This is a genomic window from Nocardia sp. NPDC057272 (assembly GCF_042668615.1).
GTDB lineage: Bacteria > Actinomycetota > Actinomycetes > Mycobacteriales > Mycobacteriaceae > Nocardia.
In genome coordinates this window covers 73,573-88,607 of record NZ_JBHUYK010000016.1, presented here as the reverse complement: position 1 = coordinate 88,607, position 15,035 = coordinate 73,573, and the positions used below count along the sequence as shown (strand labels likewise).

Annotated in this window: 18 protein-coding genes; 5 read left to right on the top strand and 13 right to left on the bottom strand. The window is 67.3% G+C overall.

The window, feature by feature from the left end; genetic code table 11:
* Positions 1-20 precede the first annotated feature (20 nt).
* The 3 genes from ACFULV_RS21495 to ACFULV_RS21485 form a co-directional block, all read right to left on the bottom strand.
* On the bottom strand, positions 21-221 hold the full coding sequence (locus ACFULV_RS21495) for a hypothetical protein (RefSeq protein ID WP_378630801.1): 201 nt from the start codon (positions 219-221) through the stop codon (positions 21-23).
* 122 nt (positions 222-343) lie between these two features.
* The gene (locus tag ACFULV_RS21490) at positions 344-727 is read right to left on the bottom strand and encodes a DUF1304 domain-containing protein (RefSeq protein ID WP_378659262.1); all 384 of its coding nucleotides are present in this window, start codon (positions 725-727) and stop codon (positions 344-346) included.
* The gene (locus tag ACFULV_RS21485; protein WP_378659259.1) at positions 724-1,014 is read right to left on the bottom strand and encodes a hypothetical protein; all 291 of its coding nucleotides are present in this window, start codon (positions 1,012-1,014) and stop codon (positions 724-726) included. Before ACFULV_RS21485 ends, ACFULV_RS21490 begins: the two co-directional genes overlap by 4 nt.
* Positions 1,015-1,145: 131 nt before the next feature.
* Here ACFULV_RS21485 and ACFULV_RS21480 point away from each other — a divergent pair, with 131 nt between their 5' ends.
* Together ACFULV_RS21480 and ACFULV_RS21475 are read left to right on the top strand one after the other, a co-directional pair.
* Positions 1,146-1,727, top strand: coding sequence for a hypothetical protein (locus ACFULV_RS21480; protein WP_378659257.1), 582 nt, complete (start codon positions 1,146-1,148; stop codon positions 1,725-1,727).
* 94 nt (positions 1,728-1,821) lie between these two features.
* Positions 1,822-2,388, top strand: coding sequence for a hemerythrin domain-containing protein (locus tag ACFULV_RS21475; RefSeq protein ID WP_378630795.1), 567 nt, complete (start codon positions 1,822-1,824; stop codon positions 2,386-2,388).
* A gap of 208 nt (positions 2,389-2,596) precedes the next feature.
* Here the strand turns inward: ACFULV_RS21475 and ACFULV_RS21470 are convergent, their stop codons facing one another.
* Complete coding sequence (locus tag ACFULV_RS21470) at positions 2,597-3,136, bottom strand: DUF6328 family protein (protein WP_378659254.1); 540 nt, start codon at positions 3,134-3,136, stop codon at positions 2,597-2,599.
* A gap of 581 nt (positions 3,137-3,717) precedes the next feature.
* Complete coding sequence (locus ACFULV_RS21465) at positions 3,718-4,074, bottom strand: hypothetical protein (RefSeq protein ID WP_378659251.1); 357 nt, start codon at positions 4,072-4,074, stop codon at positions 3,718-3,720.
* Between the two features lie 213 nt (positions 4,075-4,287).
* Here ACFULV_RS21465 and ACFULV_RS21460 point away from each other — a divergent pair, with 213 nt between their 5' ends.
* Complete coding sequence (locus ACFULV_RS21460; protein WP_378659249.1) at positions 4,288-5,061, top strand: phosphotransferase family protein; 774 nt, start codon at positions 4,288-4,290, stop codon at positions 5,059-5,061.
* On the opposite strand, the gene ACFULV_RS21455 is transcribed toward ACFULV_RS21460, so the two are convergent.
* Complete coding sequence (locus tag ACFULV_RS21455) at positions 5,058-6,149, bottom strand: alpha/beta fold hydrolase (protein WP_378659246.1); 1,092 nt, start codon at positions 6,147-6,149, stop codon at positions 5,058-5,060. The two genes, ACFULV_RS21460 and ACFULV_RS21455, sit on opposite strands and share 4 nt — an antisense overlap.
* A gap of 168 nt (positions 6,150-6,317) precedes the next feature.
* Here ACFULV_RS21455 and ACFULV_RS21450 point away from each other — a divergent pair, with 168 nt between their 5' ends.
* Positions 6,318-7,715: a sensor histidine kinase gene (locus ACFULV_RS21450; protein ID WP_378659243.1), complete on the top strand. Its 1,398-nt coding sequence runs from the start codon at positions 6,318-6,320 to the stop codon at positions 7,713-7,715.
* A gap of 23 nt (positions 7,716-7,738) precedes the next feature.
* Complete coding sequence (locus tag ACFULV_RS21445; RefSeq protein ID WP_378631445.1) at positions 7,739-8,380, top strand: LuxR C-terminal-related transcriptional regulator; 642 nt, start codon at positions 7,739-7,741, stop codon at positions 8,378-8,380.
* Between the two features lie 18 nt (positions 8,381-8,398).
* On the opposite strand, the gene ACFULV_RS21440 is transcribed toward ACFULV_RS21445, so the two are convergent.
* The 7 genes from ACFULV_RS21440 to ACFULV_RS21410 form a co-directional block, all read right to left on the bottom strand.
* On the bottom strand, positions 8,399-8,914 hold the full coding sequence (locus ACFULV_RS21440; protein ID WP_378659240.1) for an SRPBCC family protein: 516 nt from the start codon (positions 8,912-8,914) through the stop codon (positions 8,399-8,401).
* Entirely contained in the window at positions 8,893-9,546 is a 654-nt protein-coding gene (locus tag ACFULV_RS21435; protein WP_378659237.1) for a TetR/AcrR family transcriptional regulator, read from the bottom strand. Before ACFULV_RS21435 ends, ACFULV_RS21440 begins: the two co-directional genes overlap by 22 nt.
* 17 nt (positions 9,547-9,563) lie before the next feature.
* A complete protein-coding gene (mmsB, locus tag ACFULV_RS21430; RefSeq protein WP_378630784.1) occupies positions 9,564-10,460 on the bottom strand; it encodes a 3-hydroxyisobutyrate dehydrogenase in 897 nt (298 codons plus the stop codon).
* Positions 10,457-11,527: an enoyl-CoA hydratase/isomerase family protein gene (locus ACFULV_RS21425; protein ID WP_378659234.1), complete on the bottom strand. Its 1,071-nt coding sequence runs from the start codon at positions 11,525-11,527 to the stop codon at positions 10,457-10,459. Before ACFULV_RS21425 ends, mmsB begins: the two co-directional genes overlap by 4 nt.
* Complete coding sequence (locus ACFULV_RS21420; RefSeq protein WP_378659232.1) at positions 11,524-12,663, bottom strand: acyl-CoA dehydrogenase family protein; 1,140 nt, start codon at positions 12,661-12,663, stop codon at positions 11,524-11,526. The genes ACFULV_RS21425 and ACFULV_RS21420 overlap by 4 nt, the downstream gene beginning before the upstream one ends.
* Before the next feature lie 7 nt (positions 12,664-12,670).
* Positions 12,671-14,170 (bottom strand): CoA-acylating methylmalonate-semialdehyde dehydrogenase, encoded by a 1,500-nt coding sequence (locus tag ACFULV_RS21415; protein ID WP_378659230.1) that lies wholly within the window; start codon positions 14,168-14,170, stop codon positions 12,671-12,673.
* Positions 14,171-14,392: 222 nt separating this feature from the next.
* Complete coding sequence (locus ACFULV_RS21410; protein ID WP_378659227.1) at positions 14,393-15,010, bottom strand: TetR/AcrR family transcriptional regulator; 618 nt, start codon at positions 15,008-15,010, stop codon at positions 14,393-14,395.
* Between the last annotated feature and the right edge of the window lie 25 nt (positions 15,011-15,035).

The following is a 15,035-nucleotide window of genomic DNA, read 5'->3' as shown; positions in this document are numbered from 1 at the left end:
GAACTGCTGCGCCGGGCCGATCAGGTCCGATCGTCGTCGGTAATTTTGGTACGCCGACTGGACTCGTCGCTCTCGGGAGTCAGGGTCAGCGCGTCCTGCGGGTCGAGGCCTGCCGACGCGGACCACTCGCCTCGCAACCGCTGGATCGCGGCCTCCTCGCCGCCACTATCGGCGAGCTCGATGTCGCGACGCCACTGAGCGATGATGTCCAGGGGATCCATGAACTTCTCCTCCTCCGACGATGTGATGACCCGCACGCGCGGCCGACGGCCGCATCGTCGTGTTACCTCGAAATCCGCGTCCCAAACAGCCGCGCGCCGAGATCGGGTCGTGGATGACGCGCTCAGAGCCGGGCGATCACCAAGGCGGCGCAACCGATCAGTGGTGGTACCAGCTGGATCAGCGCCGGACGCGCCTTGTCCGGTGAGGATGCGAGCAGTACCACGCCGGCAGCCACCATCGAACCGGCCCCGGCCAGCACGAGCGCGAGCCCGATTCCCTTGTCGCCGAAGGCGGTGAACCCCATGCCGACTGCCGCCACGACGGCCAGGAAGAGGTTGTAGAACCCCTGGTTGAAGGCCATTTCCTTGGTGGCCTCGGCCTCCGCGGCGGATATCCCGAAGGTCGCTCGCGTCCGCGCCGACGTCCACTGCAGCGACTCCATCACGAAGATATAGCCGTGCAGCAGCACAGCGACTCCGGTGAAGATCAACCCGATCGCGGTCATCGATCCGCCTCGCCCGGGCTTCCGGCTTTGCCTTTGCCTTTGCCCTGGCCCTTGCCTTTCCCTTTGCCCTTCCCCTTACCGTCGGCGTCGCCCTCCGGCTTACCGCCTTCGTCGCTGTCACCGATGGCTTCGGCTGCGCGATGGCCCATCTGGGTGATCGCGGCGCCTTCACCGAGTTGCAGCTGTGTCAGGGCAAGTGATCGGGGCGCAGCGGCCGCTGTTCCGGCCGCCAGGAAAGCGATGGTGACGCCGATCGCCACGGCGGACGCGATTCTGTGAGTCGACAACGTGTATCCCCTTCTCATCGTGGAAGTGGTACGTCGGAGATGAACCGATCCAGCCTATACGCGGCAACACCCATCCGCGGGTCCGCGCGCAGCGAAGTCCGTCGCGATTGCGCACAACCTTTGGAGGATCTGTGAACACCGAACTCGACGAGATAGCCATCGTGAGCACCGTGAAGGCCGGACACCGTGCACTGCGTGTCCAGGTCGCCGATCCTCGCCAAGACCTCGCGACACAGGGGTGGCGGTGCACATACCGCGTTGTCGGCAGCCCTGTTCGCGAAGCGCGCGGACCGGATAGGCTGGCCGCCATCTATGCCGCGTTGATCGACATTTCGCACGCCGCGACGCTCGTCGGCTCGTCGGGCCGCCCCGACGACTCGGACCGCTCGCGAGAACCCGTGGACCCTCCCCTGCCGGTAGGCGGCCTATCCGCCGCGAAGGCCCGCGAGTTCGGTCCTCCGCTGGCGGCCAAGGCCGTGCACACCACCGGGGGTCCCGTGGTGATCACGCTCGGACGACCCCGCCAAGACCCCGATCGACCGCACACGTTTCTGTGCCCCTTCCGGATCGACGATCGCACCGAAGCCTTCGGACAGGGGATCGATGAGGTGCGCGCGGTGATCTCGGCGGTTCGCGGTGTGGGCTCCATCCTGGGTATCGCGCTGGACTGGCCCGCGCCGCGCACTACCGCGCGAGGACAACAACGGCGCTGACCAGGAAGGCAGCGGCAGTGCGTTATCGTCGGCTACCGACGACGTAGCCGGCTGCCCGGACCATCCATGCTGACCTGACGATCAGGGAGGAATCGTGGACATTACCCAGCTGATCCTTGATGACCACCACGAGCAGCGGCGGCTGTTCGCGATCTTGGAACAGATCGATCGCACCGACACCGGTGCGCTGTCTTCGATCTGGGACAGACTCGCGGCCTTCCTCGAGCTACACGCGCAGGCCGAAGAGGAGATCTTCTACCCCGCGTTGCTCGAGACGGGTATCGCGGCCAGACGCACGAGCGCGGTGGAGGACGAGACGCTCGATGCCATCCACGATCACAACGAGATCAGAGACGCGGTGGCCGACGTCGCGCATCATCCCGTGGGCACCGATGACTGGTATGCCGCCGTCGCGGCGGCCAACCTCGCCAACAGCGACCACATGGCAGAGGAAGAACGCGAAGGCCTCACCGAATTCCGCCGGTTGGCCCCGGTATCGCAACGCCACCGGCTGGCTGTCACTTTCGCCGCCTACGAGGCGCGCCACTACGCCGGTGTCCGCCCGGTCGACAAGGACCCCGACAGTTATGTCCGCGCCGTGGAGAAGCGGGAGCCCTTGGCGAACGGATCGCTCGCCGTGGGCAGTCTGAAGCAGAACTGAATCGAGACGTCGAGAATCAGCGGTCCTGTTTCGACCTGATTCGCCCGGGTATCGCGCGGTTGTAGATCGAACCACAGACCGCCGCCGGGAACAGGATGGCCGACCTCCTGACCGGCGGGCGGGCGGTTGCCGGGGCCAGCGCGTCCCGTTCGGGCGCTGTCCCACACGACGGCCCCGGCAACCGCCAACCACTGCGTCGGCCGAGAAGTCAGCGTTCGGGCGGGTCGGCCCGTTCGGCACCGGGCTGCTGGTCGTCGAAGGCGTCCTGGGCTGGTCGGCGACGTGCGAACCAGGGTCGAACCAGCCAGGTCCCGATGAACAGCGCACCGAACACCACCCCCGCTACCGCCGCCGCGACAGGGCCCGCCACGACATCGAAGAGCAGCACCGCCACTCCGACGAGTGCAACGCCGAGCAGTATCACCCCGGTGAGCGCGAGTTGATTCGACGCCGAGACCAGCCACGCGAGCTGATGCCGGCGAAACAGCAGCCGATGCGCGGCCACGGGCGCCACCAGCAGCGCGGTCGCGCAGATCGAGGCGGTGAGAACGACCAGGTACAGCACCCGCATCGACGTGCTCAACGATTCGAATCGAGGCTGGAACGGCAGCACCATCAGAAACCCGGTGAGCAGCTGAACGCCGGTCTGCACCACGCGCAATTCCTGCAGCAGTGATGCCCAGTTGCGGTCGAGCCGCTGGATCTCGGTCTCGCCACGAACGCGCTGATTCCAGGAAGAGTCGTCCATCACCAGACCCTCCTGTCTCAGCGCTCCGAGTGCGGTCCATCGCCGAGCCGAGAACGCAGCTTGCGGTGGTGACTCGAGAACGCGCCGCCGTTCTCCACCGAAGTGGTCACCCCAGTATTCACCCAGTTCTGAGTTCCATGGGCATTTACAACAGGACGGTCACAACGCCTGACAGCCGACTACTCGCGTGCTCAAATGGGTATTACCAGCCGCTCTTGATAACGCAGGAACAGCCGGGACACCGTGAATCCTGCCGGTGCCGAGGGAATCCCGCTCGGGTGTAGTAGTCCAACCGGATCACCGGCCACAATCCCGCAGCGTCGGCGAAAGCACAGTTCCAGAAAGACCGAGGAAGTTGTCATGCGCTATTCCGACCATCTCGCACTCGACTTCGTTGATCCCCTGCCCGAATCGGAACCTGAAGCACCATGCGTCCTCTGGCCCGAACCCAGTCCGTTGCAGTCATGGTGGACCGAAATCATGGGCGGAATACCACGACCTCGTCAGTCTCCGACGGCAAGAAGCCGGATCGGCGGCCGACCATCGTCGCGACTGCCGCAGTCTTGAATGCACCAGCAGAGCTACCCCGCGATCGTGCCGGCCCCGATAGCCAGGTAGGCCGTCATCAGAATGAACAGAAACCAGCCCGCGCCCTGCCATGTCCGCCACGAGTTGCCCGCGCGCCACCGCTGGTAGGTCCGGATGAACGCGCCGATACCACCGAGCAGCACAACTACCGAGGGGCCGATCACGATGGCCGATTCGGACGGGGTGTCACACAGGTGGGTCTGCGCGTCCGCGCACGCACCCCGGTTGGCCGCCCACACGTTCACGGCGGCGAAGACAAGAGCCGCGACACCCACCACACAGACGACGTAGAGCGCGGCCCGCCGGTATTCCCCGTCGTCGGACCCCCGCCTTTCGACGTCATCGGCCATCAGTAACGCCGCGAGACAGTCGACAACTCCGAGCTCCTAGCCCACCCGGATTCAGCGATCTTCGGCATCACAACAGCCTTTCTGATCGTGGTCTCCCTTCGCGCTACCCGCGCAGAAACATCCGAAACAGTGATGGATTCGGTCGGGATCCGGCGAACCCCGGCACGCGAAAACCCCGCGACGTTCGTCGAAATCCCGGCCATACTGGCCGACGTGGAAGCACTCGAAGTCGTTGTCGCCCACCATGAGCGCGCAACGGTGCGTGTGGGCGAAGTGTTCCTGAAGGTCGACACCGACCAGGTACGCACCGACGTCGAGGTCGCCGCAATGGCCGCCGCACCGATCCCGACTCCGGAGATCCTGTGGCGGGAACCGCCCGTCCTGGCGCTCGCCGCGCTCGCGGGTCGCGCACTCGGCCGCCTCGGTGAACCGTCGACCGCGTCCGCGGCGGCGTGGTCAGCGGCGGGCGCCACTGTCCGAATGCTGCACGACGCGCCGCTGCCACCCTGGCCGGGTCGCCGCCTCGACGAACTCACCTCCGAACTCGATGGTGAATGCGAGTGGCTCGTCACCAAGGGCGTGCTTCCCGCCGACCTGGTCGTCCGTAACCGCCGGATCGCCGAGTCCGCGCTGCGGCCGTGGACGCCGGTGTTCATCCACGGCGATCTTCAGATCGCCCACGTGTTCGTCGACGGTGACGAGGTCACCGGGGTGATCGATTGGTCCGAGGCCGCCCGCGGCGACGCCGTGTACGACCTCGCCACCCTGACTCTCGGACACGAGGAACACCTCGGCGACGTGATCGCCGGGTACGGCACCGACGTCGACCTCGAGGTGATCCGGGCGTGGTGGTCGTTGCGCAGCCTGCTCGGAGTCCGCTGGCTGGTCGAGCACGGCTTCGACCCGAACTCGCCCGGCTGCGAGGTCGATGTGCTGAAATCCCAGGCGATGCGAGACCGACGAGGGAGTCAGCGTCGTCCGGCTTAGTTTTCGTCGAGGAATCTCGAGATCTGGTCGATGACGGCGATCGGTTGCTCCTGCTGGACCCAGTGCCCGGCGTCGGGTACCAAATACGTACCGGTGAACTGCGCGCAGACGTCTTCCGCCATGGTGCGTAATGCGCCGGGCGATTGCCAGATACCCCAATCGCATCGGCCGGCAATGAATTGAGTGGGCACTTCGATTCGCGGGACGGTTGGGGTTTCTGTGATCGGCAGGGTGAGAGCTCTGTACCAGTTGAGTGGGCCCTGGAATTCTGTGCGACCGAATTCGCGAGCGTAGAAATTCAGTTCTTCGTCGGTGAGCCAGGCACAGTCGGCCCGCTCCTGTGGTGAAGGTAAGTACGGCGCTACTGTTTCCGGCATGCCGACGCCCGCGTCCATGACGTAGTACCGCGGCAGGAGTGCCAAATCGGCCGCAGTCGGTCCCGGGAGTTCTCCGGCGTCCGCGTTGCCCGGCCAGTCGGCGCTCTTCATGTGGAAATACGCGCGCAGGAAGTCGGCGATCCCTTGCGGGGCATGCAAGATGTCTGCGGCGCTCGAGGTTCCCGCGAAATAGTGCTGATAGTGCCTGCGCGGTGGCGACAGCGCGCGCAGGGCGTCGTCGAGTTCGGTCGAGGACTTGGGTATTCCCGCACCGGCGAACGGCGCGCTCATCATCGTCAACGAGCTGATGACTTGTTCGCCGCCGAGCGTGGCCCATCCGGCGACAACAGAGCCGAAGTCGTGCCCGACCAGATGCGCCCGTTCATAGCCGAGCGCGCCGACGAGACTCAGCGCGTCGCGGGCCAGGTTGCCGGTTCGGAAGGACGCCAGGTCGGCGACATCGCTGCCCGTAGTTCGGCCGTAGCCGCGTTGATCAGGGGCGACCACGTGAAATCCGGCGTCGGCCAGCGGCGCCAAGACCTTGCGCCACGAGTACGCCAGTTCGGGGAAACCGTGCAGCAGCACCACCAGCGGACGACCGGAACGGCTGTGGCCGGCTTCGAGAAGGTGCACGCGCAACCCGTTGACGTCGTCGACGAAACGAGACCTCACCCCATCCGCCAGCCCCGGAAAGTCGACATCCTGGCCCATAACGCCCTCCTCCGGCTGCGAATGTGGTTGCGCCGCATTCAAACACGGACGCGGACAATCCGGCCAGCGGTCGTTCACCCTCGAACGCGCGATGGTGTAGCTCGCTACACCATCGACTCGGTGGACAGCTCGATCGTATTTCCGGCCCGCGACGACAACCATGGAGTCATGACCGAGACACCAGCCGAGCAGACACTCGTGGTCGACATCGCCGGCGAACCCACCGTGGCGCTCGATGCCACGCAGGAGACACCGCAGCGCCGGAGGGGCCCGCTGGGTGCGATCCTGCGCGCACCGTTCGAAGCCAGGACGTGGAAGGAGCTCACTTATCTGGTCCTGTCGTTCGTTCTGGGCTGTGCGGCCGTGTGCTACCTGTTCTTCGGGTTCGGCGGCGGGCTGTACGCGTCGATCGTGCTGATCGGTATTCCGGTGCTGGCGGGGGTGCTGCTCGGCGGGCGGGTCTGGGGCCGGATCTACCGGTTCCTCGGGCGCGGGCTGCTCGGCGCCCACGTCGAATCACCACCGGATTTCACCAGGTCGAGCGGCTTTTTCGGCTTCCTGAAGAGTGCGTTCACCGATCGGCCGAGCTGGCGGGCGGTGTTGTTCCTGCTCGCGCAGTCGGTGCTCGGTGTCGCGGTGGGCTGGGTCGTCCTCGTGATGATCGCGATGGTCGGGTTCACGGCCCTCTCGCCCATTCCATGGGCGCTGCTCGATCCGGTGCAGGTAGACGACAACGGCGTGGAACACCACAGTCTCGCGCAGTTCGGAACGTTCTACATCGATACCTGGCCGCGGGCGCTCGCGCTGTCCGGGATCGGCATCCTGCTGTGCTTCGCGCTGCCGTGGCTGATCCGGGCACTCTGCTGGGTGCATCGGATGCTGATCGTGCACCTGTTGGCGGCGACACCGCGCGACCGGCAACTGGCGCAATTGCGGGCCAGCAGACGCGCCGCGGTGGACGACGCGACCGCCACCTTGAGCCGGGTCGAGCGCGACCTGCACGACGGCACGCAGGCGCGGCTGGTCACCATCGCCATGGCGTTGGGCAGGGCCGAAGAACGCCTGGCCGCGGGCGGCGACGCCCGCGACCTCATCGCCGAGGCGCGCGCCAACTCCAAGGAGGCGCTCACCGAACTGCGCGAACTGGTGCGCGGCATCCATCCACCCGCGCTCGAACTCGGCCTCGGCCCGGCCCTGGAGACGCTCACCGCCCGCTGCGCGGTGCCGGTCGACCTGCGTGTGCAGATCCTGCGGCGACCGAGCCCGGCCATCGAGGCGATCGCCTACTTCTCCGTCGCCGAACTACTGACCAATGTGGTCAAACACGCGCACGCGAACCGGGTGGCGGTGTCGGTGCTGCCCGACAGTCTGCGATCCATCGCGGTCACCGTGCGGGACAACGGAATCGGTGGTGCGCCCCGCCCCGGCACGCAGACCGTCACCGGCAGCGGGCTGGCCGGGCTCGCCGCCCGTGCTCTCGCTGTCGACGGCACACTCACCGTCGACAGTCCCGCCGGTGGGCCTACCGTGGTGACCATGATCCTGCCGAACGAGGGCCCGCAGTGACCGCGGGCGGTGCGCACGGACCGTTGCGGGTGGTGATCGCCGAGGACAGCGCGATCCTGCGCGACGGGCTGGCCGGGCTGCTCACCGAACGCGGACACGAGGTCGTGGCGATGGTCGGCGACGCGACGTCGCTGAGCGAGGTCGTCGACGCCCACCGGCCCGATGTCGCGGTGGTGGATGTGCGGATGCCGCCCAGCTTCACCGACGAGGGTCTGCTGGCCGCCATCGAGCTGCGCAGGAAGTATCCGGATACCGGCGTGCTCGTGTTCTCGCAGTGGATCGAAACCCGATACGCCACAGAGCTTCTCGCCGCCGGCGCCAGCGGCGTCGGCTACCTGCTCAAGGATCGCGTCGCCGACGTCGGTGACTTCGTCGACGCGCTGCACCGGGTCGCCACCGGCGGCACCGCACTCGATCCCGAGGTGGTGAGTCAGCTGATGGGTGCGTCCCGGCAACAGGATTCGCTCGCCCGGCTCACCCCGCGCGAGCGGGAGGTGCTCGAACTGATGGCGCAGGGCCTCACCAACAACGCCATCGCCACCTCGCTCACCGTCACCGAGCGGGCCGTCGAGAAACACATCGGCAATATCTTCACCAAACTCGATCTGCCACCGTCGGATACCCGCCATCGCAGGGTGCTGGCGGTGCTGCGGCTCAAGGGATGAGCCGCAGACGACCTACCGTCAGACCGCAGGGCCGCTGTTCGGTGCTGTCGCGGCGACACTGCCCACGATGCCCTTGGCGATGGAGCCGGTGATCCGCTCGGTCACCGCGCTCGTCGAGCGCAGCAGCAGTTGCAGCGCGGGCTTGCCCTCCACGGCGAAGGTCCACGTCAGCCGGGTTCCCGTGGCGGTCGGCGTCAGCTCGATGTCCTCGGCGAAGCGGCGCAGGCCGGGGATCGAGGCGAAGTCGACGGTAAAGGTCATGCGCCGCTGGTCGTCCCAGCGGTAGAAGCGTTCGGTCAGCGCGGCGATGCGCCCGAGGGTGACGACACGGCAGGTGCCGACGCCGAACGGGCGCGGTGTGGTCCACCGCATGCCGGTGACCAGCCCGGACCACGACACCAGGGCGTCGTCGGCGGTCAGGGCCGCCCACACCGCCGACGGCGGCGCGGGAATGTCGATGATGTGGACGTAGCGGTTCGCCGCGCTCGCGAGGAACGTGTCGTCGGATTCGGTCAATGCGAAAGCCTGAGCCATGACTGTCCTTGTTCTTCCTGTTGTCGATCGACTGTCGATAATCCGTTCCAGCACAGGGCGGCCGCGGTGTCGACCGCGTCACTTTTCGAGATCGGCCGCCCGGCCTCCAGCCAGTGGCCGGCCGTGAGCCGGCTGATTCCCACCAGCGCCCAGGCGTGGATCTCGGCCCTGGCCTCGTCCAGCCCGCCCGCGCGCAGTTCGACGCTCACCAGGGCGGCGCAGTCGCGCATCGCGGTGCGTACCCGCCATTCAACGGACGGTTCGCTGGGCACCGGCGATTCGAACACCAGCACATACCCGCCGACGTCGTGTTCGACGAAGTCGAAGTAGGACATCACCGCCCGGCGCACCCGCCGCCGCGGGTCGGTGTCGCGGGCGACCGCGGCCCGGACGCCGTCGACCATCCGGTCCAGATTGTGCTGCAGCACAGCGAGATACAGGTCGAGTTTGCCCGCGAAGTGGTCGTAGAGCACCGGTTTGCTGATCCCGGACCGCGCGCTGATCTCGTCCATCCGGGCGCCGTGATAGCCGTGCGCGACGAACACGTCTTGCGCGGCGGCCAACACCGCCTGTCTGCGGCGGGCCCGCGCGGCGGGCCCCCGCAGACCGAGCGTCGCAGTGTCGGTTCGCACCTAGCTGTCTGCGTCGGTCATCGGTCGGCCTCCGCGGAACGGTCCCGGATGTCGGTGACGATGGCGGAGAAGTCGCGCCCGGCGTCGGTCTGGTTGAACCGCGCGTAGATCGCGGCCGCGAGTTCGCCGAGCTGGCCGTCGATCCCGTTGGCCTGCAACGCGTTCGCGGCCAGGGTGAGGTCCTTCGACATCAGCGCGGTGGCGAAGCCGGGCTGGTAGTCGTTGTTGGCCGGACTGGTGGGGACCGGGCCGGGCACCGGGCAGTAGCTGGTCAGCGCCCAGCTCTGACCGGATGCGGTGGAGACCACGTCGAAGAACGACTGGTGGCTCAGGCCGAGCCGCTCACCGAGCACCAGCGCTTCCGACAGGCCGATCATGGAGATCCCGAGCAGCATGTTGTTGCAGATCTTGGCGGCCTGACCGACGCCGGAGTCACCGCAGTGCACCACCTTGCCGCCCATCACCGCGAGCACATCGCTCGCGTCGGCGAAGTCGGCGGCCGCGCCGCCGACCATGAAGGTGAGGGTGCCCGCGGTGGCCCCGGCCACCCCACCGGAGACCGGCGCGTCCAGCGGTCGATGACCGGCCGTCACAGCTTGCGCCGCAGCGGCTTTCGCATCGGCGACATCGATGGTGGAACAGTCCAGGAACAGGGTTCCCGGCGCGGCGGCGGGCAGCAGCTCGGCGTACACGTCGAGGACGAGTTTGCCGTTGGGCAGCATGGTGATCACCACGTCACGGTCGGCGGCGGCCTCGGCGGCGGTGGCCACCACCGTAGCGCCGTCGGCACGCGCTTGGTCCTGCGCGGCGGGGACCGGGTCGTAGGCGAGCACGTCGTAGCCTGCCCGCACCAGATTCGCCGCCATCGGGCCGCCCATGTGGCCGAGCCCGAGGAAACCGATCGTCTTCGTCATCGCTGTGCCTCCGCTGTCGTCGAACCCAGTTCCGCCGCACCCAGACCGGCGAAGTACGCCGCCACCTGCTCGTCGGTCACCTCGGCGAGGGTCGCGGGCCGCCACTGGGGATTGCGGTCCTTGTCGATCACCTGGGCGCGGATGCCCTCGACCAGATCGTGGGAGCCGAGTGAGGCGACCGAGACCCGGTATTCCTGGTCCAGCACCGCCTCGAGGCTCGGCAGGTCCTGCGCGGCACGCAAGGCCCGCAGCGTGACCTTCAGTGCGACAGGGGATTTCGCGAGCAGAGCAGCGGCGGCCTCGGCGGCTTCGGGCGCTTCGTCGGCCTGTAGCCGCGCCGCGATCTCCTCGACGGTGTCCGCGCTGTAGCAAGCGTCGATCCAGCGCTGCTGTGCGAGCAGGTCCGAGGCCGGTGCGGACTCGGCGAACTTCGCGATCGCCGCGTCGACGCCCACGGTGCCCAGCGCGTCGAGCAGCTCGGGTAGCGCGTCGGAGGGCACGTAGTAGTCGGCGAATCCGGCCGCGATCGCGTCGCCCGCGGTCATCCGCGCGGTGGTCAGCGCCACGTGGGTGCCGAGCTCGCCGGGCGCCCGCGAGAGCAGGTAGGTGCCGCCGACATCGGGGACGAAACCGATGCCGACCTCGGGCATCCCGATCTTGGACCGTTCGGTGACGATGCGGTGGCTGCCGTGCCCGGCCAGGCCGACTCCACCGCCCATCACGATGCCGTCCATGATCACCACATACGGCTTGGGATAGCTGCCGATCAGCGCGTTGAGGTGGTACTCGTCGCGCCAGAACCGCCCGGTGGGCGAATCGGCGCCCGCCGTCCCGCCTTTCGCGTCGGCATGGATGGCGACGATGTCACCGCCCGCGCACAGCCCACGCTCCCCCGCGCCGGTGACCACGACGGCGCGCACCGCGTCGTCGCCGGCCCAGGAGCGCAGCGCGTCGGTGATGGCCAGTGTCATCGCGTGATTGAGCGCGTTGATGGCCTTGGGCCGGTTCAGGGTGATCACGCCGAGACCGTCACGGACGGCGATCAGCACCTCGGGTTCGTCGGTCATGCTGCTCCGATCAGCGAGCGGGCGACAACCACCCGCATGATTTCGTTGGTGCCCTCGAGGATCTGGTGCACCCGCAGGTCACGCACGATCTTCTCCAGGCCGTATTCGTGCAGGTAGCCGTAACCACCGTGCAATTGCAGCGCCTTGTTGGCCACGTCGAAACCGGTGTCGGTGGCGAATCGCTTCGCCATCGCGCACAGCGACACCTTGTCCGGCGCGTCCGCGTCGAGCGCGGCGGCGGCTCGCCACAGCAGGGTCCGCGCCGCCTCCAGTTCGGTGGCCATATCGGCCAGCTCGAACTGTAATGCCTCGTTGCGCACCAAGGGTTTTCCGAAGGCGTGACGTTCGGTGAGGTAGCGGACCGTCTTGTCGAGCGCGGCCTGCGCGCCGCCGATCGAGCAGGCGGCGATATTGAGCCGGCCGCCGTTGAGGCCGTTCATCGCGATCGAGAAGCCCTCGCCCTCCTCGCCGAGGCGGTTGGCGACCGGCACCCTGGCACCGTCGAGGATCACCTGCCGGGTCGGCTGCGCGTTCCAGCCCATCTTCCGTTCGTTCGGTCCCACCGTCAGACCCGGTGTGTCGGCCGGGACGATCAGCGCCGAAATGCCGCGCGGGCCGTCGCCGCCGGTTCGCACCATCATCACGTACACGTCGTTGGCGCCGGCGCCGGAGATGAATTGCTTGGCGCCGGACAGGATGTAGTCCTCGCCGTCGCGAACGGCCTTGGTGCTCAAGGCCGCCGCGTCGGATCCGACGCCCGGTTCGGTGAGCGCGTAACTGCCGAGCAGCTCCAGCGCGGCCATTCCCGGCACCCACCGGTGGCGCTGCTGCTCGGTGCCGTAGGCGTCGATCATCCAGGTCGCCATGTTGTGGATCGAGATGTACGCCGCGACCGAGGGGCACCCGGTCGAGAGCTGTTCGAAGATCCGCACCGCGTCGAGCCTGCGCAGTTCGGAGCCGCCGACATCGGCGCGCACCGAGATGCCGCCGAGCCCGAGCGGGCCCGCCTTGTGCAGCACGTCGACCGGGAAGTGTTTGCGCTCATCCCAATCCAGCGCGTCGGGCGCCAGGAACTCGTCGGCGAACTGGCGCGCGGTCTCGCCGATCGCGCGCTCGTCCTCATCGAGGGTGAACATCGCCGCCTCAGTCCATCGTCGGGATGACGAACGCGTTGGACTCCTTGAGCCCGGCAGGCCAACGCTGGGTCACCGTCTTGGTCTTGGTGTAGAACCGGATCGAATCCGGGCCATGCTGGTTGAGATCGCCGAAGCCCGAGCCCTTCCAGCCACCGAAGGTGAAGTAGGCGATCGGCACCGGAATCGGCACATTCACACCGACCATGCCGACCTGCACCCGAGACGAGAAATCCCGAGCTGTGTCACCGTCGCGGGTGAAGATCGCGACACCGTTGCCGTATTCGTGCTCGTCGACCAGCTTCAGCGCTTCTTCGTAGTCGCCCGCGCGCACCACGGTGAGCACCGGTCCGAAGATCTCTTCTTTGTAGATCCGCATGTCGGCAGTGACGTTGTCGAACAGGCTCGCGCCGACGAAGAAGCCGTTCTCGGCACCCTCGACGCTCAGGCCGCGGCCGTCGACCACCAGGTCGGCACCCTCGTCGACACCGATCTGGACGTAGTCGTTGACCCGGTTCACCCCGTCGAGCCCGACCAGCGGCCCGAAGTCCGCGCCCGCGTCGTCGGAGCGGCCGACATTGAGCTTGTGCACCCGCTCGGTCAGCTTGGCGACCAGCCGGTCAGCGGTCTCCTGCCCCACCGGCACCGCCACCGACAGCGCCATACAACGCTCACCCGCGGACCCGTACGCCGCACCGATCAGCTGATCGGCGACATCGTCGAGGTCGGCATCGGGCATCACGACAGCGTGGTTCTTGGCCCCACCGAAACACTGCGCCCGCTTGCCGTTGGCGGTCGCGGTCTCGTAGATGTACTGGGCGATCGGGGTCGATCCGACGAAACCGACCGCCTTGATCCGCTTGTCGCCCAAGATCGTGTCGACGGCTTCCTTGCCACCGTTGACCACGTTGAACACACCCGGCGGCAGACCGGCCTCGAGGAACAGCTCGGCCAGTCGCAGCGGCACCGACGGATCACGCTCCGACGGCTTGAGCACGAAGGCGTTACCGCAGGCCAGCGCCGGACCAGCCTTCCACAGCGGGATCATCGCCGGGAAGTTGAACGGCGTGATACCGGCGACCACACCCAGCGGCTGACGCATCGAGTACACGTCGATACCGGTGCCCGCGCTGTCGCTGTACTCACCCTTGAGCAGATGCGGAATGCCGATGGCGAACTCGATGACCTCGAGGCCGCGCTGGATGTCGCCCTTGGCATCGGCGATGGTCTTGCCGTGCTCGGAGGACAGCAGCGCGGCCAGGCTGTCCATCTCGTCGTTGACCAGGTTCACGAACTTCATCAGCACCCTGGCCCGCTTCTGCGGGTTGAACGCCGCCCACACCGGCTGAGCCGCGGCCGCGTTGTCGATCACCGCGCTCACCTCGGCCGCATTCGCCAGCGGAACCCTGGCCTGTACCTGCCCGAGGTTCGGATCGAAGACGTCGCCGAAGGCGCCGGAAGTGCCGGTGACGTGCTTGCCGCCGATGAAGTGCGTGAGTTCGCGAACCATGCCAGTCCTACTCCGTTGATGTCGGTCGCGCGGTGTGCGCAGTTGGAGGGTTTCCAATAGTTGGATGTCCAAGTAATTGGTACCTTCGCAGTCCGGCCCGGTGTTTGTCAATGCCGGACCGACCACTATTGACAGACTGTCAACAAACTAGCGCAGACTAGGAACCCAGCTACATGGACGCCTACCGGGTCAACGAGAACCCGATCGCACGCTTCCCCGCGCCTAGGACCCGGCCACCAGAATCGGGACCACGTACGTGCGGGCGAATGCCGCCAATGCCTGCTCCGAGCCGGTGTCGATGGTGCCCACCGGCTGCAGGATCAGCGAGTGCACCACCCGGCAGACCACTTCGACCCGAGCACTCAGATCCGGAATGCCGGGGAATCGGCTGTCCTCGAGCACCTTTCGGAGGATCTCGGTGGACGCCGCGACCGAGAGCAGGAAGAACGACGCCCCGTCGACCGTGAGCTGGGGCAGCAGGCGGTCGGCCTCCAGCGTAAGAAGCCGCTCGACCAGCGGGTGCGCTCGCCAACGCGTGATCACGGTGGTGAACACGTCGACGACGATGTCGTCGAAGGTGTCGTGGCGCGCCGGGATCTCACCCAGGTCTACGAGCAGCCGGCGCACCTCCCGTTCGAAGGCCGCGCGCACCACGTCGTCGCGCGAACCGATCCGCCGGTAGACGGTGGCGCGGTCGACGTCGGCGGCTTTGGCGATGTCCTCGATCGTCGTCTTGCGCACGCCCACCCGCTCGAACTGCACGAGGGCGGCATCGAGAATTCGTTCTTCAACAGAGTCGGCGGTGGGCGAATTTCCCGAGGTCGCGGCGGTGGAGAGCACGCTTCGACGGTATCAGGCGCGGCGG

What these genes read in the sequence shown, in the direction of transcription:
- ACFULV_RS21495 (WP_378630801.1), bottom strand. Translation starts at nt 221, where the DNA reads ATGGATCCCCTGGACATCATCGCTCAGTGGCGTCGCGACATCGAGCTC.
- ACFULV_RS21490 (WP_378659262.1), bottom strand. Translation starts at nt 727, where the DNA reads ATGACCGCGATCGGGTTGATCTTCACCGGAGTCGCTGTGCTGCTGCAC.
- ACFULV_RS21470 (WP_378659254.1), bottom strand. Translation starts at nt 3,136, where the DNA reads ATGGACGACTCTTCCTGGAATCAGCGCGTTCGTGGCGAGACCGAGATC.
- ACFULV_RS21465 (WP_378659251.1), bottom strand. Translation starts at nt 4,074, where the DNA reads ATGGCCGATGACGTCGAAAGGCGGGGGTCCGACGACGGGGAATACCGG.
- ACFULV_RS21455 (WP_378659246.1), bottom strand. Translation starts at nt 6,149, where the DNA reads ATGGGCCAGGATGTCGACTTTCCGGGGCTGGCGGATGGGGTGAGGTCT.
- ACFULV_RS21450 (WP_378659243.1), top strand. Translation starts at nt 6,318, where the DNA reads ATGACCGAGACACCAGCCGAGCAGACACTCGTGGTCGACATCGCCGGC.
- ACFULV_RS21440 (WP_378659240.1), bottom strand. Translation starts at nt 8,914, where the DNA reads ATGGCTCAGGCTTTCGCATTGACCGAATCCGACGACACGTTCCTCGCG.
- mmsB (WP_378630784.1), bottom strand. Translation starts at nt 10,460, where the DNA reads ATGACGAAGACGATCGGTTTCCTCGGGCTCGGCCACATGGGCGGCCCG.
- ACFULV_RS21425 (WP_378659234.1), bottom strand. Translation starts at nt 11,527, where the DNA reads ATGACCGACGAACCCGAGGTGCTGATCGCCGTCCGTGACGGTCTCGGC.
- ACFULV_RS21420 (WP_378659232.1), bottom strand. Translation starts at nt 12,663, where the DNA reads ATGTTCACCCTCGATGAGGACGAGCGCGCGATCGGCGAGACCGCGCGC.
- ACFULV_RS21415 (WP_378659230.1), bottom strand. Translation starts at nt 14,170, where the DNA reads ATGGTTCGCGAACTCACGCACTTCATCGGCGGCAAGCACGTCACCGGC.